The sequence below is a fragment of the Pseudomonas sp. AC211 genome, assembly GCF_979258055.1.
In genome coordinates this window covers 1,915,512-1,933,740 of the sequence record NZ_OZ409830.1, presented here as the reverse complement: position 1 = coordinate 1,933,740, position 18,229 = coordinate 1,915,512, and the positions used below count along the sequence as shown (strand labels likewise).

Sequence of the window (18,229 nt, the reverse complement as noted above, 5' to 3'; positions counted from 1 at the left end):
TCTCTCATCATCAGAGTTTGGTCAGGGACAAGCCCACCCAGGTGGCAAGCAAGCCGCCGAACACACTGAGCGCCGCGTAGCCCAGGGCCAGCGGCAATTGCCCATTTTCAAGCAGGCGCAGTGTGTCGAGGGAAAAGGAAGAAAACGTCGTCAGGCCCCCAAGGAAGCCGACGATCAGACCTGCGCGCAATTCTATCGGCAGTTCCGGGCGGAGCAAAAAGAAACCATACAGCAGGCCAATAAGCAGGCAGCCAACGATGTTGACCAGAAACGTACCGAGGCTGAAATGCTGCGGCCAATTTGCCGCAATCCAGCTGCCAGTGGCAAAACGCAACAGCGTGCCGGCGGCGCCGCCTACGGCCACCGCCAAAATCAGACGGATCATGATTTTCTCCGCTGCCGAGGACTGGCTTGGTCTTGCGCCGCCAGGTGCTTGAGCTTTTCGCCAATTTTCAGTTCGAGGCCACGCGGCACCGGCTGGTAGTAGCGGCGCGGCTCGAGCGCGTCGGGGAAGTAATCTTCGCCAGCGGCGTAGGCCTCGGGCTCGTCGTGGGCGTAGCGGTACTCGTCGCCGTAACCCAGTTCTTTCATCAGCTTGGTCGGTGCGTTGCGCAGGTGCAGCGGGACTTCTTGCGAGCCCTGCTCCGCCGCGTCGCGCATGGCCATTTTGAAGGCGTTGTACACCGCGTTACTTTTCGGCGCGCAGGCCAGGTAGACAATGGCCTGCGCCACGGCCAGTTCACCTTCGGGGCTGCCGAGGCGCTCTTGAACATCCCAGGCGTTCAGGCACAGGGTCAGCGCACGGGGGTCGGCGTTGCCGATGTCTTCGCTGGCCATTCGCACCACGCGCCGGGCGATGTACAGCGGATCGCAACCGCCATCGAGCATGCGCGCGAACCAGTACAAGGCGCCGTCCGGACTGGAGCCGCGCACCGATTTGTGCAGTGCGGAAATCTGGTCGTAGAACGCTTCGCCGCCTTTGTCGAAACGACGACGGCTGTCGCCCAGCAGATTTTGCAGCAAGTCGACGCTCAACTCGCCGTTGTCTTCCGCCAGGTCGGCCGCGTTTTCGAGGAAATTCAGCAGGCGCCGGCCGTCACCATCGGCGGCGGCGAGCAGGATTTTGAAGCTTTCGTCCGGCAAGTTCAGGTGGCGATCACCGAGCCCTTTAGGATCGGTCAGGGCGCGGTGAACCAATTTGCGCAGGGCTTCTTCGTCGAGGCTCTTCAGCACATAAACACGCGCCCGCGAGAGCAAGGCGTTGTTCAGTTCAAACGAAGGGTTTTCCGTGGTGGCGCCGATAAAGATTAGCGTGCCGTCTTCGACATAGGGCAGAAACGCATCCTGCTGCGACTTGTTGAAGCGATGCACTTCGTCAACAAACAGAATGGTGCGGCGGCCATATTGCGCGGCGTGCTGCTGGGCGACTTCCACCGCCTGGCGAATTTCCTTAACGCCCGAGAGCACGGCGGAAATGGTCTCGAAATGCGCATCCGAGACCTGCGCCAACAGCCGCGCCAAGGTGGTTTTCCCCACGCCGGGCGGGCCCCAGAAAATCATCGAATGCAGCGCGCCCTGCTCCAGCGCTTCGCGCAACGGCTTGCCACGCGCCAGCAAATGCTCCTGACCGACGTACTCGTCCAGGCTGGCTGCGCGTAAACGGGCAGCCAGGGGTTGAGCGACGGGGGTATTGCGGAACAGATCCATGGCGGGGCGCAGCGTCTCGTTAGGGGTGAACCGCAGTTATTCCTGAATCACATCGGCGCCGGCCGGCACTTCAAAGGTGAACTGCTTGGCGTCGACGACCGGATTCATTTTCACGCTCAGGAACAGGATATTGGTGCGCTGGCCGACGCTGTCGATCAGCTGCATATCGTTGATCACGCCTTTGCGGAACGACAAGCGCAGGCTGTCGAACAGCGTGTCTTTGGCCTTCGGCTTGAGGGTGAAATCCACCACGTCGCCGGCTTCTTTAAAGCTGATGTCGAAGTTCTGACGAATTTCAGACACATCGCCCGAGAGCAACAAGGCGGGCGTGTGGGTCAGGCGCTGGTCGAGCTTTTGAATCGTGACTTGTTGCAGGTCTGGATCGTACAGCCAGACTTTTTCAGCGTTCGACACCAGCAGTTGTTCCTGTGGCTCGTCGGTGTGCCAGCGGAACAGGCCGGGGCGTTTAAGCGCCAGTTCGCCGGCCGTTTCCTGCAGCTGAGTGCCGCCGCCATCAAGGGTCAGCTGGGAAAAGCGCGCGGTGATGGTTTGGGCCTGGTTAAGCAATTGAGTCAGCTTTTGCACGGCGGCTTCGTCGTCGGCATACGCGGGAATCGCGGCGACAGCCAGGGCAGCCAGCAACAGCAAGCGGATCAGGCGCATGTAAATCCTCGTCATTGGTCACACAAATAGGGAAACGGGCGCGTCAGTCGCGAATCGGCGCCGGGGCAATTACGTCACGCGAGCCATTGGTGTTCATGGCGGTTACCACGCCGGCCATTTCCATGGCTTCGACCATACGGGCAGCGCGGTTGTAGCCGATTTTCAGCTTACGTTGCACCGCAGAAATCGAGGCGCGGCGGCTTTCGGTGACAAACCGAACGGCTTCGTCGTAGAGCGGATCGTCTTCACTGCCTTCGCCGCCTTCACCACCGCCGCCACTGCCGCCGTCGAAGCCGCTGCCGGCCTCTTCCACGCCATTAAGAATGTCGTCGATGTAATCCGGGGCGCCACGCAGTTTCCAGGCTTCCACCACGCGGTGAACTTCTTCATCGGATACGAACGCGCCGTGCACGCGAATTGGCAGCCCGGTGCCGGGCGGCAGGTAGAGCATGTCACCGTGGCCCAGCAGTTGTTCGGCGCCGCCTTGGTCGAGGATGGTTCGTGAGTCGATTTTGCTCGACACCTGAAACGCCATGCGCGTCGGGATGTTTGCCTTAATCAGACCGGTGATCACATCCACCGACGGACGCTGAGTAGCGAGAATCAGGTGAATACCCGCCGCACGGGCTTTCTGCGCGATACGGGCGATCAGCTCTTCAACCTTCTTGCCGACGATCATCATCATGTCGGCGAATTCGTCGACCACCACCACGATGGTCGGCAAGGTTTTCAACAGCGGCGCTTCGTCGTGGATGTTTTCACGCTTGTACAGCGGGTCCGGAATCGGCTCGCCGGCTTCTTCGGCGTCTTTCACTTTGCGGTTGAAGCCCGCGAGGTTACGCACGCCCAGCTTGGACATCAGCTTGTAGCGGCGCTCCATCTCGGCAACGCTCCAACGCAAGGCGTTGGCCGCTTCCTTCATGTCGGTGACCACTGGGCACAGCAGGTGCGGAATGCCTTCGTAGATCGACAGCTCAAGCATTTTCGGGTCGATCATGATCAGTCGGGCATCTTCCGGGCCGGACTTGAACAGAATCGACAGGATCATGGCGTTCACGCCCACCGACTTACCCGAACCGGTGGTACCGGCAACCAGCAAGTGCGGCATGCGCGCCAGGTCGGTAATCACCGGACGGCCGCCAATGTCGTGGCCCAGCGCCAAGGTAACGGGTGACTTGGCGTCGTCGTACTCAGGCGAAGACAGCACCTCGGAGAAGCGCACGATCTGGCGGTCTTCGTTGGGAATCTCGATGCCGACAGTGGTTTTGCCGGGAATGACTTCCACCACCCGCACGCTCATCACGGCCAGCGAACGGGCCAGGTCACGGGCCAGGCCGGAAATACGGCTGACCTTGATACCGGCAGCCGGCTGGATTTCGAAACGGGTAATCACCGGACCCGGATGCACGGACTCCACGACCACTTCGACACCAAACTCCTTGAGCTTGATTTCGAGCAGTCGCGACATGGCTTCCAGCGATTCCGGCGAGAACTTTTTCTGCTTTTTCTCTGCCGGGTCGAGGATGGAAATGGGCGGCAAGGTGCCTTCCACGGCGCTGTCGACGAACAGCGAAACCTGCTTTTCCTTCTGCACACGCTTGCTCGACTCGGCGGCTTTCGGCGCAGCAGGCGGCGTGATAACCGGCGCGGGACGGGTTTCGCGCTCGGTCATGTGTTTGCTCAAGGCTTCATCGCGCTCGATGATGCGTTCCTTGACCTTCGCTTGCTCGCGGCGGTCATGAACCACGGGCGCGGCCACCTCGCTGACGCGGTCATCGACCTCGCGAAGCTGGGCCACCAATTGCTTGCGCTCGACGCGCGAATTCCACCAATTGGTGATCAGGCTGTTGATCAGCTCGAACAGATCAAGGGTAATTTTGCCGGTGACGTCCATCACCTTGAACCACGACAGGTCGCTGAATACGGTCAGGCCGAACAGGAACAAGGCGATAAACAGCAAGGTGCTGCCCTGCACGTTCAGGGCGACGACAGCGAGGCGGCCAAGGCTTTCACCCAGCGCGCCGCCAGCCGACGCGGGCATGGAAGAACCGGAATGGAAGTGAATGTAGGCCAGGGCCGCGCCAGAAAGAATGAGGAACACCAGGCCGATCAGGCGCCAGGAGAACAACCAGCCATTCCACTGCCACGGCTCGTGGCGGTTGCGGAACACCTGCACGGTTTTGATCACCAGCAGACCGGGGAACAGATAAGCGAAATAGCCGAGGGCCATGAACAGGATGTCGGCGAACCAGGCGCCGGCGCGGCCGGCGGCGTTCTGCACTTGCACCACGTTGCTGGTGTGGGTCCAGCCCGGATCGTTCTGGTCGTAGGTGAGCAGTGCCATCCACAGATAGAGGCAGAGCGCACCGAGGGCGATCAGCGCACCTTCCTTGAGTCGGTAGTGCAATTGCTGACGCCAGACGGGTGCTTGAGCGGTGGTGGTGGAATTCTTCAAAACGCGTCTTTTCCTGCGCTTGTGGCGCGTCCAACTAAACGATTGGCGGCGAAAACTCGGCCATTGTACGGATTTACCCGCTTCTTGCCACGCGCCCGGCCTTGCCTCTGGCGCGTTTTGCGGGGCTCTGCTGCTTCGGTGTAGCATAGCCGCCAGCATCTTTCGTGCGGCCCAATTGGAGCACGCATTCTCTTTTGTGACAAAGGCTTATGGGGTCTTTTTATGAGTGAAGTCAAGCATTCGCGGCTGATCATCCTGGGCTCCGGCCCTGCCGGTTACAGCGCTGCCGTGTACGCCGCGCGCGCCAACCTCAAACCTTTGGTCATCACTGGTATTCAACCCGGCGGCCAACTGACGACCACCGTTGAAGTGGACAACTGGCCCGGCGACGTCGAAGGCCTGACAGGTCCGGCCTTGATGGAGCGCATGCAGAAACACGCCGAGCGCTTCGACACCGAGATTGTCTACGACCACATCCATACCGCCGAGTTGCAGAGCAAGCCATTCACGCTCAAAGGCGACAGCGGCACTTACACTTGCGACGCACTGATTATTGCCACCGGCGCCTCGGCTCAGTACTTGGGCCTGCCGTCTGAAGAAGCGTTCGCCGGCCAGGGCGTTTCGGCTTGCGCGACCTGCGACGGATTCTTCTACCGCAACCAGGTGGTCGCGGTTGTTGGCGGCGGCAACACCGCCGTGGAAGAAGCGCTGTATCTGTCGAACATCGCTAAAGAAGTGCACTTGATCCACCGCCGCGACAAGCTGCGCGCCGAGAAGATTCTTCAAGACAAACTCTTCGACAAAGCCGCCAACGGCAACATGCGCCTGCACTGGAACCAGAATTTGGACGAAGTGCTGGGCGACAACAAAGGCGTGACGGGCGTGCGCCTGCGCGACAGCCACACTGGCGAAACCTCGGAACTGGCGCTGGCTGGCGTATTTATCGCCATCGGCCATAAGCCGAACACCGACCTGTTCACCGGCCAGTTGGATATGCGTGACGGCTACTTGCTGATCAAAGGCGGCAGCGAAGGGAACGTCACCGCTACGAACATCGAAGGCGTATTCGCCGCCGGTGATGTGGCAGACCACGTGTACCGCCAAGCCATCACGTCGGCCGGCGCAGGCTGCATGGCCGCCCTCGATGCCGAGAAATATCTGGACTTGTAAGCGTTAAGCGGCGGGCCCTTTGGTCCGCCCTCCTCTCCCCCGGCCGGGCCTGACCATGCTCACTTGGCTGCAACGAAACACCTACGAATTCCCACCGCTGGAAAAAGCGCTGCGCGACCCTGAAGGCTTATTGGCTGCCGGGGGAGATCTCAGTGCCGAACGTTTGGTCGCCGCCTACCGGCACGGCTGCTTTCCCTGGTTCGCCGAGGGACAACCAATTTTGTGGTGGTCGCCCGACCCACGCACCGTTTTGTTTCCTAGCGAATTGCACGTGTCGCGCAGCCTGGCCAAGGTGATGCGTCAGGGCCGCTATCAGGTGACCTTTGATAAAGACTTCGCTGCCGTCATCAGCGCCTGCGCTGGCCCGCGCAGTTACGCCGATGGCACCTGGATTACCGATGCCATGCAAGCGGCCTACCTGAAGCTTCATCAGCAGGGTTTCGCCCATTCGGTGGAAGTGCGGGACGACGGCAAACTGGTCGGCGGGCTGTATGGGCTGGCAATGGGGCAGCTGTTTTTCGGGGAGTCGATGTTCAGCCATGCGGATAACGCCTCGAAAGTCGGCTTTGCCACGCTGGTCGAACATCTCAAAGCCTGGGGTTTTGTTTTGATCGACTGCCAGATGCCCACCCAACACTTGCATAGCTTCGGTGCGCGACCCATTGCGCGGGCCGAATTTGCCGATTTTCTGAAGCGTCATTTGGATCAGCCGACCACAGCCGACTGGGTCGCCTAGTCGAGTCCGAAACCCTGGCATACACTTAACCCCAGGCTCTCAAGAGTGTTGATCATGACCGAGCTGGCGCGCCTTAAGTTCTATGCCACTCAACCGCATCCCTGCAGCTACCTGCCCGAAGAACAAGCCACCACGCTGTTCCTCGATCCCAGCCAGCCCATGGATGTGGATGTGTACGCCGAGCTTTCGGAAATGGGTTTTCGCCGCAGCGGCGATCACCTGTATCGCCCGCACTGCCAAGGCTGCACCGCGTGCGTTCCGGCGCGCATTCCCGCCGCCCTTTTCCAGCCGACCCGCCAGCAACGGCGCATTCTCAAACGTAATGAAAATCTGCAGGTGCGCGCCGTTCGGCCGAACTTCAATGAAGAGTATTACGCGCTATACGCCCGATACATCGAACAGCGCCATTCGGACGGCGACATGTATCCGCCGAACCGCGACCAATTCACGACCTTCCTTGTGCGCGACCTGCCCTTCTCGCGCTTCTATGAGTTCCGCCTGGACGGCCGGCTGGTCGCTATCGCGGTCACCGACGTGTTGCCGAACGGCCTTTCAGCGGTTTACACCTTCTACGACCCCACCGAAGAACGCCGCAGCCTCGGGCGCTTCGCCATCCTTTGGCAGATCGCCGAAACCCGCCGTATCGGGCTGCATGCGGTGTATTTGGGTTACTGGATCAAGAGCTGCCGGAAGATGAATTACAAGACCCAATACCGCCCCATTGAGCTGTTCGTCAATCAACGCTGGATAACCCTCACCTGAATACCTTGGCGACGGGCCCTGTTTTCGGGCACAATGCACGCCGCTTTTGCCTGGCGCCAGTTGCACCGGGCCATTCATTGGTAACCGAGGGCTTTACTGCATGTCGAAAGAAGACAGCTTCGAAATGGAAGGCACTGTCGTCGACACCCTACCTAACACCATGTTTCGCGTGGAGTTGGAAAATGGGCACGTCGTAACCGCGCATATCTCCGGAAAGATGCGCAAGAACTACATTCGTATTCTTACCGGTGACAAAGTACGTGTTGAGTTGACGCCGTACGACCTGAGCAAGGGCCGCATTACTTACCGCGCGCGCTAAGCCAGTTAAATAAAAATGCCCAGCAACTGCTGGGCATTTTTGTTGGTGCGGTTTATGTAGCGAGCCGAGGAAATGGCAGACCATTTCCCCGACAAGCCTTACCGGGCTAAGCCATTTCGGCTGTCGTTTCGAAGTCGAACGTCATCTCGCCGTCGGCCACATCGATGTGCACCACACCGCCGTGTTCGGCCAGCTCGCCAAACAGAATTTCTTCTGCCAGCGGACGTTTGATCTTGTCCTGGATCAGACGCGCCATTGGGCGTGCGCCCATTTGCGAGTCGTAGCCACCCGTTGCCAGCCAGTTGCGCGCCGCGTCGCTGACTTCCAGCGTGACGTGTTTGTCCTCGAGTTGCGCTTGCAGCTCGGTGAGGAACTTGTCGACCACGCTTTTGATCACTTCGTGGCTCAGGCGACCAAACTGGATAATGGTATCCAGGCGGTTTCTGAACTCCGGCGTGAAGCTCTTCTTGATCACTTCCATGGCGTCGGTCGAGTGGTCCTGATGGGTGAAACCAATGGAGGCCCGCGAAGCCGTTTCGGCACCGGCGTTCGTGGTCATGATCAAAATGACGTTGCGGAAGTCCGCCTTGCGGCCGTTGTTATCAGTCAGCGTGCCGTGGTCCATCACTTGCAGCAGCAAGTTGAAGACTTCCGGGTGCGCCTTTTCGATTTCATCGAGCAGCAATACGCAATGCGGCATTTTGGTGATGGCTTCGGTTAGCAGGCCGCCCTGATCGAAACCGACGTAACCTGGAGGCGCACCAATCAAGCGGGAAACCGTGTGGCGCTCCATGTATTCCGACATGTCGAAACGCACCAGTTCGATACCCATGGCTTTGGCCAATTGCCGCGCCGCCTCGGTTTTACCGACACCGGTGGGACCGGCGAACAGGAACGAACCGACCGGTTTATCCGGCGACTTGAGGCCCGCACGCGAGAGCTTGATCGCCGTTGCCAGCGAATCGATAGCAGCGTCCTGACCAAATACCGTCAACTTCAAATCGCGCTCAAGGTTACGCAACAGCTCTTTGTCGGAGCTGGAGACATGTTTGGGGGGAATGCGCGCGATTTTCGCCACGATATCCTCGACGTGCTCCACCTCGATTCGCGCCACGCGCTTCTCGACTGGCTGCAAGCGCTGGAACGCGCCCGCTTCGTCGATGACGTCGATGGCCTTGTCTGGCATATGACGGTCATTGATATAGCGCGAGGCGAGCTCGGCGGCGGCACGCAGCGACTCATCGCTGTACTCGAGGCCGTGATGCTGCTCGAAGCGTCCTTTGAGGCCACGCAAAATGCCAATGGTGTCTTCAACCGACGGCTCGGTAACGTCAACTTTCTGGAAGCGACGCGCCAAGGCGCGGTCTTTCTCGAAGATTCCGCGGAACTCCTGGAACGTCGTCGAACCAATACAGCGAATCTCGCCCGAAGACAGCATTGGCTTGAGCAGATTCGATGCATCCATGACGCCACCAGACGCCGCGCCCGCACCAATAATGGTGTGGATTTCGTCGATGAACAGAATGGCATGGGGACGTTTGCGCAATTCGTTGAGCAACGCCTTCAGGCGCTTCTCGAAATCGCCGCGATATTTGGTGCCAGCGAGCAAGGCGCCGAGATCGAGCGAGTAAACCACGCTATCGGACAACAGATCCGGTACTTGGCCGTCAACGATGCGCTTGGCCAGGCCCTCAGCGATGGCGGTTTTACCAACGCCTGCTTCGCCCACCAGCAATGGATTGTTTTTGCGGCGCCGCGCAAGAATCTGCGCAACACGTTCCACTTCGTTTTCACGGCCTACCAGCGGATCAATGCGGCCCAAACGTGCAGCTTCGTTGAGGTTACTGGCATAGGCATCGAGCGGATTGCTCGACGAAGACGCTTCGCCGCCCTCTTCGTCCTGCATCTCCTGATCGCTGTCGGTGTGATCGGCGTTGCCTGGAACTTTGGAAATGCCGTGCGCGATGAAGTTGACCACATCGATTCGCGCGACAGTTTGTTGCTTGAGCAGGAATACGGCCTGACTTTCCTGTTCGCTGAAAATAGCCACCAGCACGTTGGCGCCCGTCACCTCACGCTTGCCCGAACTTTGCACGTGGAAGACCGCGCGCTGCAGAACGCGCTGGAAGCCCAAAGTTGGTTGGGTTTCGCGCTCTTCGTCGTGTTGGGGGATCAGGGGCGTGGTGGAGTCGATGAACTCCTGGAGGTCATGGCGCAGCTTGTCCAGGTTCGCTCCGCACGCACGCAGGACTGAGGCGGCTGCCTCGTTGTCCAGCAGGGCCAGCAAGAGGTGCTCAACCGTCATGAATTCATGACGCTTGGTGCGGGCCTCCTTGAAGGCCAGATTGAGGGTGACTTCGAGCTCTCGATTCAACATAGCTTCACCTCATAACCAAGCAGTCGCAATTAACCGTCTTTCTCTATCTCACAGAGTAGCGGGTGTTGGCTTTCTCTCGCGTATTGGTTGACCTGCATTGCCTTGGTCTCCGCAACATCGCGGGTATACACGCCACACACTGCCCGTCCCTCTGTATGAACGGTCAGCATGATTTTGGTTGCCACTTCCCTGTTCAAACTGAAGAACACTTCAAGAATTTCGACAACGAAATCCATGGGGGTGTAGTCGTCGTTGAATAGGACCACCTTGTACATCGGTGGTGCCTGCAACGCAGGCTTAGCTTCCTGCAGGGCCACGCCCGAGGCGTCATCCTCATGCGGCTCGGGATGGTCCTGATTGAATGTTAGTCGAATCTGGCTACTTACACGCATGTGGGATGAAAGGTTCGTAATTGTAGGAGTGGGACGACAGACAGTTTTTGACCGACTTCGCAGACGGTCGTGCCGTCGCCTTGACTATCAGTAAATCAGTGTTACAAACAGAGAATACCCAATCGAGGGTATCAGGGTCCGCGCGCTTACCAAAGCGGATGATTCCAGCGCGGAGTCGTAACGGATAATACCCCAGTGGTGGGTGTATTTGCAGAGGGACATCAGCATGCTTAGCGGTAAGGTCAAGTGGTTCAACAACGCCAAGGGCTATGGGTTTATCCTGGCTGACGGCCGAGATGAGGACCTGTTCGCCCACTACTCGGCTATCCAGATGGACGGTTACAAAACCCTTAAAGCAGGCCAGCCGGTCAGCTTTGACATCATTCAGGGTCCCAAGGGCCTGCATGCTGTCAACATCAGCTCCATCACCCAAACCGCGGACGCGCCGCCAGTCGCTGTATCACAGCCACAAGCGGTTACCTCCGAAGCCTGATATTTGGCCCCTTGGGGCCAATTTCAATGGGCAATAAAAAAGGCCGGTCATGGACCGGCCTTTTTTTGTGCCTAAACGCTCATATTACATGTGAGAAATCATGGCATCGCCGAACGCCGAGCAAGACAGCAGCTTAGCGCCGTCCATCAGACGTTCGAAGTCGTAGGTCACGGTTTTGGCGGAGATCGCCCCGTTAACGCCGTCGATGATCAGATCGGCAGCTTCGGTCCAGCCCATGTGACGCAGCATCATTTCGGCGGACAGAATCAGCGAACCTGGGTTCACCTGGTCTTTACCAGCGTACTTCGGCGCGGTGCCGTGAGTGGCTTCGAACATGGCAATGTTGTCGGACAGGTTAGCGCCCGGAGCAATACCGATACCGCCTACTTCGGCCGCCAGGGCGTCGGAGAGGTAGTCACCGTTCAGGTTCAGGGTCGCGATCACATCGTACTCAGCCGGGCGCAGCAGAATTTGCTGGAGCATGGCGTCGGCGATGGCGTCTTTAACCACAACCTTCTTACCGGTGTTCGGGTTGGTGAACTGCATCCATGGGCCGCCATCCAGCAGCTCTGCACCGAATTCGTTTTTGGCGATTTCGTAGCCCCAATCTTTGAAGGCACCTTCGGTGAACTTCATGATGTTGCCTTTGTGCACGATGGTCAGCGAGTCGCGGTTGTTATCAACCACGTACTGCAGTGCTTTACGCACCAGACGCTGAGTACCCTGCTTGGAAACCGGCTTGACGCCGATGCCGCAGTCTTGGTCGAAACGGATTTTGGTAACACCCATTTCTTCTTTCAGGAACTTGATGACTTTTTCAGCTTCCGGCGAGCCGGCTTTCCACTCGATACCGGCATAAATGTCTTCCGAGTTTTCGCGGAAGATAGTCATGTCAACGTCTTGTGGTTTTTTAACCGGGCTAGGAACACCGGTGAACCAACGCACTGGGCGCAGGCAAACGTAGAGGTCGAGCTCCTGACGCAGGGCCACGTTCAAGGAACGGATGCCGCCGCCAACTGGAGTGGTCAGAGGACCTTTGATCGATACAACGTAATCACGAACGGCTTCGAGTGTTTCTTTCGGAAGCCAGGTGTCTTGGTCGTAAACCTGGGTGGCTTTCTCGCCAGCGTAAACTTCCATCCAGGAGATCTTGCGCTCGCCGCCGTAGGCTTTGTTTACGGCTGCATCGACGACTTTGATCATCACTGGGCTGATATCAACCCCGATGCCATCACCTTCAATGAAAGGAATGATTGGGTTGTTCGGTACATTCAGGGACATATCGGCATTGACGGTGATTTTGTCACCGGTTGCTGGCACCTGGATCTTTTGGTATCCCATGCTGGACTCCGTTGCTTTCGTGGTCTGACATCCCGCCACGCGGATGGCGCGGCGATATGGAACTTGAATTGGTCTCGGAAAGGCGGGCCATTCTTGTAGTATTTCTACAGAAAGTCACGCACTTTTCTTGAGATTGTCGGACTAAACACCCGCTGCAGGCCGCGTTATTACGGCACCTGACCTATCTCTGTAGTCAAACTACATCGCTACTACATTTACCCGGTAGCAGAGGCGCTTTTTAGCCTAGCAGCTTGCCCCGATATTGCCTTTTTCGCCGCCCGCCTGAAACCAAAGCGCGCGCTGATCGCACAGGAGTTACTCATGCGTTTCACCCCTCACGTTACCGTCGCGACCATCGTCGAAGATCAGGGTCGTTTCCTGATGGTGGAAGAAACCGCAGGCGGCCGCGCTGTATTTAATCAGCCTGCTGGCCACTTGGAAGCCGACGAAAGTCTCATGCAGGCCGCTATTCGCGAAACGCTCGAAGAAACCGGCTGGGACGTTGAGCTCACTGCCGTCACCGGCATCTATCTATACACAGCCCCCAGCAACGGCGTGACCTACCAGCGTGTGTGCTTCGCCGCCAAGGCGCTGCAACAGCGCGACAACTACCAGCTCGACGACGGCATCATCGGCCCGCAATGGCTAACCCGCGAGGAACTGGCCGCCCAACCGGAGCGCTGGCGCAGCGAGTTGGTGTTGCGCTGCATCGACGACTACCTGGGCGGCGAACGCTTCCCTCTCGCCCTGCTGCGTGACTAGCGTCGATCACCACTGAGCCGGCTGCCCTGATAGAATCGCGTTTTTCCGAAAAGCCCTGCATCCAAACTCCTATGCGTGACAATTCCTCTACTCGCGTGATCGTCGGCATGTCCGGCGGTGTCGACTCCTCCGTTTCCGCCGTGCTGCTGCTGGAGCAGGGCTATCAGGTCGAAGGCCTGTTTATGAAAAACTGGGAGGAAGACGACGGCACCGAATACTGCACCGCCATGGACGACATGGCCGATGCGCAAGCGGTGTGCGACAAAATCGGCATCAAGCTGCACACTGCCAATTTCGCTGCGGAATACTGGGACAACGTGTTCGAGCATTTCCTGGCCGAATACAAAGCCGGACGCACGCCCAACCCGGACATCCTCTGTAATCGGGAAATCAAATTCAAAGCCTTCCTTGAGTACGCGCTGTCGCTCGGTGCCGACCTGATTGCCACCGGCCACTACGTGCGTCGCCGCGATATCGACGGGCGCACCGAACTGCTTAAAGGCCTCGACCCGAACAAAGACCAAAGCTACTTCCTGCACGCCGTGGGCGGTGAGCAGCTGGCCAAGACGTTATTCCCGGTCGGCGAACTGGAAAAACCGGAAGTGCGCGCCATCGCCGAAAAACATCAGTTGGCAACGGCCAAGAAGAAGGACTCAACCGGCATCTGCTTTATCGGTGAGCGCCGCTTCAGCGACTTCCTCAAGCAATACCTGCCGGCACAACCCGGCAATATCGAAACCACCGAAGGCGAAATCATTGGGCGTCACCACGGCTTGATGTACCACACCATCGGCCAGCGTCAGGGCCTGGGCATCGGCGGCTTGAAAGACGCCGGCGAAGAGCCGTGGTACGTGCTGATCAAAGACCTCGAACGCAACGTGCTCGTGGTCGGCCAGGGCAATGAACACCCGTGGCTGTTTTCCAGCGCCCTGCTCTGCTCCGATATCTATTGGGTCAACCCCATCGACCTCACCAGCCCACGCGCCTTGACCGCGAAAGTGCGGTATCGCCAGGGCGACCAGGCGTGCACGCTGGAGAAAACCAGCGAGGGTTACCGCGCTGTATTCGCCATGCCGCAGCGTGCCGTTACGCCGGGCCAGTCGGTGGTGTTTTATGACGGTGACGTCTGCCTGGGCGGCGGGGTAATAGAAGTGGCGCAACCTTGGAGCAGTAAGGAAAAGCGCGCATGACGCCGATTCAGGAACAACTGGTTGCCCTGGGCGGCGTGTTTGAGGCGGCGTTTCTGGTCGACCAAGTGGCACGCACCGGGCAGATCAGCGAAGGCGCTTTGAGCTGCATGCTCGGAAGTTTGATGGTCCGCGATCCGAAAACCACCCTGGACGTTTACGGCGGCGACGACATCAACCTGCGCAATGGCTACCGCGCGCTGCTTAGTGCCCTGGAGCGCGACCCCACCACCCTGCAACGCGAACCGCTGCGCTACGCCTTGGCGCTGCTGGGCTTGGAACGCAAGCTGGCCAAGCGCGACGACATGCTGGAAACCATCGGCAAACGCCTCGACCAGATTCAACAGCAGGTTCAGCACTTCGGTCTCGTGCACGAAAACGTAATTGCCGCGAGCGGCGGCCTGTATCAGGACACGCTGAGCACCTTCCGCCAACGCATTCAAGTGCACGGCGACATGCGCAACCTTCAACAACCGAGCAATGCCGCAAAAATTCGCGCCCTGTTGCTTGCTGGCATTCGCTCGGCACGCCTGTGGCGTCAACTGGGCGGCCATCGCTGGCAGTTGGTGATTAACCGTCGCAAATTGCTGAAAGAGCTTTACCCGCTGGTTCGCGGATAAACACTTCCATACCCGTAGGAGCGGCTTCAGCCACGATGCTCGTGATCTCAAAAGCATCGCGACTGAAGTCGCTCCCACAGCACCGCGCTGTTCCACGCCTCACCGAAAAACCCGACAGAGCAGTTCGCTGCGCGCGGGTCAGGTAAGGTTTTTCTATGTATAATTCGCGCCCCTTTTCGTCGCCCGACTGTCCGAGAACGCCCCATGCAGCTCTCCTCGCTCACCGCGGTATCCCCCGTTGATGGCCGTTACGCCAGCAAAACCAGCGCTCTGCGCCCAATCTTCAGCGAATACGGCCTGGTCCGTTTCCGCGTCATGGTCGAGGTTCGCTGGCTCCAGCGCCTGGCCGCGCATACCGGCGTTCCGGAAGTCGCACCGTTTTCCACCGAAGCGAACGCCCTGCTTAACGCACTGGTCGACAACTTCCAGGTTGAGCACGCTGAGCGCGTCAAGGAAATCGAGCGCACCACCAACCACGACGTAAAAGCCGTGGAATACCTGCTTAAAGAACAAGTCGCCAAGCTGCCAGAACTGGCTGCGGTGAGTGAGTTCATCCACTTCGCCTGCACCAGCGAAGATATCAACAATCTTTCCCACGCGCTGATGCTGCGCGAAGGCCGCGACACCGTGCTGCTGCCGCTGATGCAGCAACTGGCCGACGCCATCCGCGAGCTGGCTCACCGCTTTGCCGACGTGCCGATGCTGTCGCGCACCCACGGCCAACCGGCCTCGCCGACCACGCTGGGCAAAGAGCTGGCAAACGTGGTGTACCGCCTGGAGCGCCAAATCGCTCAAGTTGCCGCCATTCCCCTGCTGGGCAAAATCAACGGCGCCGTGGGCAACTACAACGCGCACCTCTCGGCCTACCCGCAGGTCGATTGGGAAGAAAACGCCCGCGCCTTTATCGAGCAAGAGCTGGGCCTAAGCTTCAACCCCTACACCACGCAAATCGAGCCGCACGACTACATTGCCGAGCTGTTCGACGCGGTTGCCCGCTTCAACACCATCCTGATCGACTTCGACCGTGATATTTGGGGCTACATCTCCCTCGGCTATTTCAAACAGCGCACCATTGCTGGCGAAATTGGGTCGTCGACCATGCCGCACAAGGTCAACCCGATCGACTTCGAAAACTCCGAAGGCAACCTGGGCATCGCCAATGCGCTGCTGCAGCACCTGGCGAGCAAGTTGCCAATCTCCCGCTGGCAGCGCGACCTCACCGACTCCACCGTACTGCGCAACCTGGGCGTTGGTTTCGCCCACAGCGTGATCGCCTACGAAGCCACTCTTAAAGGCATCAGCAAGCTGGAGCTCAATGCTCAGCGCATCGCTGCCGACCTCGACGCGTGCTGGGAAGTGCTGGCCGAACCGGTGCAAACCGTAATGCGCCGCTACGGCGTCGAAAACGCGTACGAGAAACTCAAAGAGCTGACGCGCGGCAAAGGCATCAGCGCCGAAGCCCTGCAAACCTTTATCGACGGTCTGGATATTCCAGCCGACGCCAAGGTTCAGCTGCGCGCCCTCACCCCGGCTGGCTACGCGGGCAACGCTGCCGCTCAGGCCAAACGTATCTAACCGATATTGCCCAGTTGCACGCCCGGCAGTGCCGGGCGTTTTTATTTACGGGCTCAGATGACTTTCAAAGGCTTAGCGATGAATCCTGATATTCCGCTTCAGATGCTCGGTGGCATCACCGCTCGTGAATTCCTGCGCGACTACTGGCAGAAGAAACCCTTGCTGGTCCGTCAGGCCATCAGCGATTTCGAAAGCCCTATCTCTGCCGACGAATTGGCCGGCCTGGCGCTGGAAGAAGAAGTTGAATCGCGCCTGGTGCTTGAGCACGGCGAACGCCCTTGGGAGCTGCGCCGCGGCCCGTTCAACGAAGATGAATTCGCCACCCTGCCCGAGCGCGACTGGACCCTGCTGGTGCAAGCCGTCGACCAGTTCGTGCCGGAAGTGGCCGAGCTGCTGCAGCACTTTCGTTTCCTGCCGAGCTGGCGCATCGACGATGTGATGATCAGCTTCGCCACGCCGGGCGGCGGTGTAGGCCCGCATTTCGACAATTACGACGTTTTCCTTCTCCAGGGCCAGGGACACCGGCGCTGGAAAATCGGCCAGATGTGCGACTCGGATAGCCCCATGCTTGAGCATGCGGACCTGCGCATTCTGGCCAACTTTGAACAGACCGACGAATGGGTGTTGGAGCCCGGCGACATGCTCTATCTGCCGCCACGTTTGGCTCACTATGGCACCGCCGAGGATGATTGTATGACGTATTCCGTGGGTTTCCGCGCCCCTAGCGCCGCAGAAGTCTTGACCCATTTCACCGACTTTCTCAGCCAGTTCCTGCCGGACGAAGAACGCTACAGCGATGCCGGCGCCGCCCCTGCCAGCGACCCGCATCAGATTCAGCGCGACTCGCTCGACCGTCTCAAAGCCCTGCTTAACGAACACATGGGTGACGAGCGTTTGCTGATGACCTGGTTCGGCCAATTCATGACCGAACCGCGCTATCCAGAACTGGTTGCTGGCACTGAACTGGACGAAGAAGAGCTGCTCGACCAAATCGAAAACGGCGCCATGCTTATCCGCAATCCGAGCGCGCGCCTGGCTTGGTCAGAAGTAGGCGAAGATCTTGTGCTGTTCGCCAGTGGACAAAGCCGTTTGTTGTCGGCCGGCCTCCGCGAATTGCTGAAACTGATTTGTGCCGCCGACGTGCTGCACCTGGAAAACCTGGGCCAATGGTTGGCCGACGATGAAGGGCGTAACCTCGTCCTCGAACTGGTGAAACAAGGAAGTTTGGAGTTTGCAGATGAGTAGCAACGTTCAGGTAAGGCTCGCCAGCTGGCAGAAAGACAACGCAGACCTGCGCCGCATTCGCGAAACCGTGTTTATTGCTGAACAAGCGGTGCCGCCGGAGTTGGAATGGGACGCCGAAGATGTCGAAGCCGTGCATTTTCTGGCTGCTGATGGCGATTACGCGATTGGCACCGCGCGCCTGCTGCCCGACGGCCATATCGGCCGGGTTTCGGTATTGAAAGACTGGCGCGGTTTGAAAGTCGGTGAACAGCTGATGAAGGCCGTTATCCAGGAAGCCGAGCGCCGGGGTCTGAAAGAACAAATGCTCAGCGCCCAGGTTCACGCCACGGCCTTCTATGAGCGTCTAGGATTTACCGTAGTCAGCGGCGAATTTCTCGACGCTGGCATCCCCCACGTAGAGATGAAACGCATCAGTCAGTGAGGTC

18 protein-coding genes are annotated in these 18,229 nt (G+C 58.9%); 11 read left to right on the top strand and 7 right to left on the bottom strand.

Features of this window, described 5'->3' with window-relative positions:
* Nucleotides 1–10 precede the first annotated feature (10 nt).
* The 4 genes from crcB to ftsK are packed head-to-tail and all read right to left on the bottom strand — an operon-like array spanning nucleotide 11 to nucleotide 4,825.
* Entirely contained in the window at nucleotides 11–385 is a 375-nt protein-coding gene (crcB, locus tag ACZZZP_RS09295; protein WP_463382497.1) for a fluoride efflux transporter CrcB, read from the bottom strand.
* Nucleotides 382–1,707 (bottom strand): replication-associated recombination protein A, encoded by a 1,326-nt coding sequence (locus ACZZZP_RS09290; protein WP_463382496.1) that lies wholly within the window; start codon nucleotides 1,705–1,707, stop codon nucleotides 382–384. Before ACZZZP_RS09290 ends, crcB begins: the two co-directional genes overlap by 4 nt.
* A 36-nt stretch (nucleotides 1,708–1,743) precedes the next feature.
* Nucleotides 1,744–2,370 (bottom strand): outer membrane lipoprotein periplasmic chaperone LolA, encoded by a 627-nt coding sequence (lolA, locus tag ACZZZP_RS09285; RefSeq protein ID WP_463382495.1) that lies wholly within the window; start codon nucleotides 2,368–2,370, stop codon nucleotides 1,744–1,746.
* 43 nt (nucleotides 2,371–2,413) lie between these two features.
* Nucleotides 2,414–4,825 carry a DNA translocase FtsK gene (gene ftsK, locus ACZZZP_RS09280; RefSeq protein ID WP_463382494.1) on the bottom strand — a complete coding sequence of 804 codons (2,412 nt, stop codon included), beginning with the start codon at nucleotides 4,823–4,825 and terminating at the stop codon, nucleotides 2,414–2,416.
* 222 nt (nucleotides 4,826–5,047) lie between these two features.
* On the opposite strand from ftsK, the gene trxB reads away from it, so the two are divergent.
* The 4 genes from trxB to infA all read left to right on the top strand — a co-directional run bounded on the left by trxB (nucleotide 5,048) and on the right by infA (nucleotide 7,812).
* Complete coding sequence (trxB, locus tag ACZZZP_RS09275) at nucleotides 5,048–5,995, top strand: thioredoxin-disulfide reductase (protein ID WP_122453209.1); 948 nt, start codon at nucleotides 5,048–5,050, stop codon at nucleotides 5,993–5,995.
* Nucleotides 5,996–6,050: 55 nt separating this feature from the next.
* On the top strand, nucleotides 6,051–6,731 hold the full coding sequence (gene aat, locus ACZZZP_RS09270) for a leucyl/phenylalanyl-tRNA--protein transferase (protein ID WP_463382493.1): 681 nt from the start codon (nucleotides 6,051–6,053) through the stop codon (nucleotides 6,729–6,731).
* 54 nt (nucleotides 6,732–6,785) lie between these two features.
* Nucleotides 6,786–7,493: an arginyltransferase gene (locus ACZZZP_RS09265; protein ID WP_122498071.1), complete on the top strand. Its 708-nt coding sequence runs from the start codon at nucleotides 6,786–6,788 to the stop codon at nucleotides 7,491–7,493.
* 100 nt (nucleotides 7,494–7,593) lie between these two features.
* Nucleotides 7,594–7,812, top strand: a complete 219-nt coding sequence (gene infA, locus ACZZZP_RS09260; RefSeq protein WP_002553999.1) for a translation initiation factor IF-1 — start codon at nucleotides 7,594–7,596, stop codon at nucleotides 7,810–7,812.
* Between the two features lie 106 nt (nucleotides 7,813–7,918).
* On the opposite strand, the gene clpA is transcribed toward infA, so the two are convergent.
* Together clpA and clpS are read right to left on the bottom strand one after the other, a co-directional pair.
* The gene (gene clpA, locus ACZZZP_RS09255; RefSeq protein WP_463382492.1) at nucleotides 7,919–10,189 is read right to left on the bottom strand and encodes an ATP-dependent Clp protease ATP-binding subunit ClpA; all 2,271 of its coding nucleotides are present in this window, start codon (nucleotides 10,187–10,189) and stop codon (nucleotides 7,919–7,921) included.
* A 29-nt stretch (nucleotides 10,190–10,218) separates the two neighbouring features.
* Nucleotides 10,219–10,581 carry an ATP-dependent Clp protease adapter ClpS gene (clpS, locus tag ACZZZP_RS09250; RefSeq protein ID WP_122498067.1) on the bottom strand — a complete coding sequence of 121 codons (363 nt, stop codon included), beginning with the start codon at nucleotides 10,579–10,581 and terminating at the stop codon, nucleotides 10,219–10,221.
* Nucleotides 10,582–10,807: 226 nt separating this feature from the next.
* Here clpS and cspD point away from each other — a divergent pair, with 226 nt between their 5' ends.
* On the top strand, nucleotides 10,808–11,074 hold the full coding sequence (gene cspD, locus ACZZZP_RS09245; RefSeq protein WP_122498065.1) for a cold shock domain-containing protein CspD: 267 nt from the start codon (nucleotides 10,808–10,810) through the stop codon (nucleotides 11,072–11,074).
* An 84-nt stretch (nucleotides 11,075–11,158) separates the two neighbouring features.
* Here the strand turns inward: cspD and icd are convergent, their stop codons facing one another.
* Nucleotides 11,159–12,415 (bottom strand): NADP-dependent isocitrate dehydrogenase, encoded by a 1,257-nt coding sequence (icd, locus tag ACZZZP_RS09240; protein WP_122498063.1) that lies wholly within the window; start codon nucleotides 12,413–12,415, stop codon nucleotides 11,159–11,161.
* Nucleotides 12,416–12,736: 321 nt separating this feature from the next.
* On the opposite strand from icd, the gene ACZZZP_RS09235 reads away from it, so the two are divergent.
* The 6 genes from ACZZZP_RS09235 (at nucleotide 12,737) to ACZZZP_RS09210 (ending at nucleotide 18,225) form a co-directional block, all read left to right on the top strand.
* Complete coding sequence (locus ACZZZP_RS09235; RefSeq protein ID WP_463382491.1) at nucleotides 12,737–13,177, top strand: NUDIX hydrolase; 441 nt, start codon at nucleotides 12,737–12,739, stop codon at nucleotides 13,175–13,177.
* A gap of 71 nt (nucleotides 13,178–13,248) precedes the next feature.
* Nucleotides 13,249–14,367: a tRNA 2-thiouridine(34) synthase MnmA gene (mnmA, locus tag ACZZZP_RS09230; protein ID WP_463382490.1), complete on the top strand. Its 1,119-nt coding sequence runs from the start codon at nucleotides 13,249–13,251 to the stop codon at nucleotides 14,365–14,367.
* The gene (gene hflD / locus ACZZZP_RS09225) at nucleotides 14,364–14,984 is read left to right on the top strand and encodes a high frequency lysogenization protein HflD (protein WP_122498057.1); all 621 of its coding nucleotides are present in this window, start codon (nucleotides 14,364–14,366) and stop codon (nucleotides 14,982–14,984) included. Before mnmA ends, hflD begins: the two co-directional genes overlap by 4 nt.
* Nucleotides 14,985–15,188: 204 nt before the next feature.
* Nucleotides 15,189–16,559, top strand: a complete 1,371-nt coding sequence (gene purB, locus ACZZZP_RS09220) for an adenylosuccinate lyase (RefSeq protein WP_122453219.1) — start codon at nucleotides 15,189–15,191, stop codon at nucleotides 16,557–16,559.
* 78 nt (nucleotides 16,560–16,637) lie between these two features.
* Nucleotides 16,638–17,804: a ribosomal protein uL16 3-hydroxylase gene (locus ACZZZP_RS09215; RefSeq protein ID WP_463382489.1), complete on the top strand. Its 1,167-nt coding sequence runs from the start codon at nucleotides 16,638–16,640 to the stop codon at nucleotides 17,802–17,804.
* Nucleotides 17,797–18,225 (top strand): GNAT family N-acetyltransferase, encoded by a 429-nt coding sequence (locus ACZZZP_RS09210; RefSeq protein WP_463382488.1) that lies wholly within the window; start codon nucleotides 17,797–17,799, stop codon nucleotides 18,223–18,225. Before ACZZZP_RS09215 ends, ACZZZP_RS09210 begins: the two co-directional genes overlap by 8 nt.
* The last annotated feature ends 4 nt before the right edge of the window (nucleotides 18,226–18,229 follow it).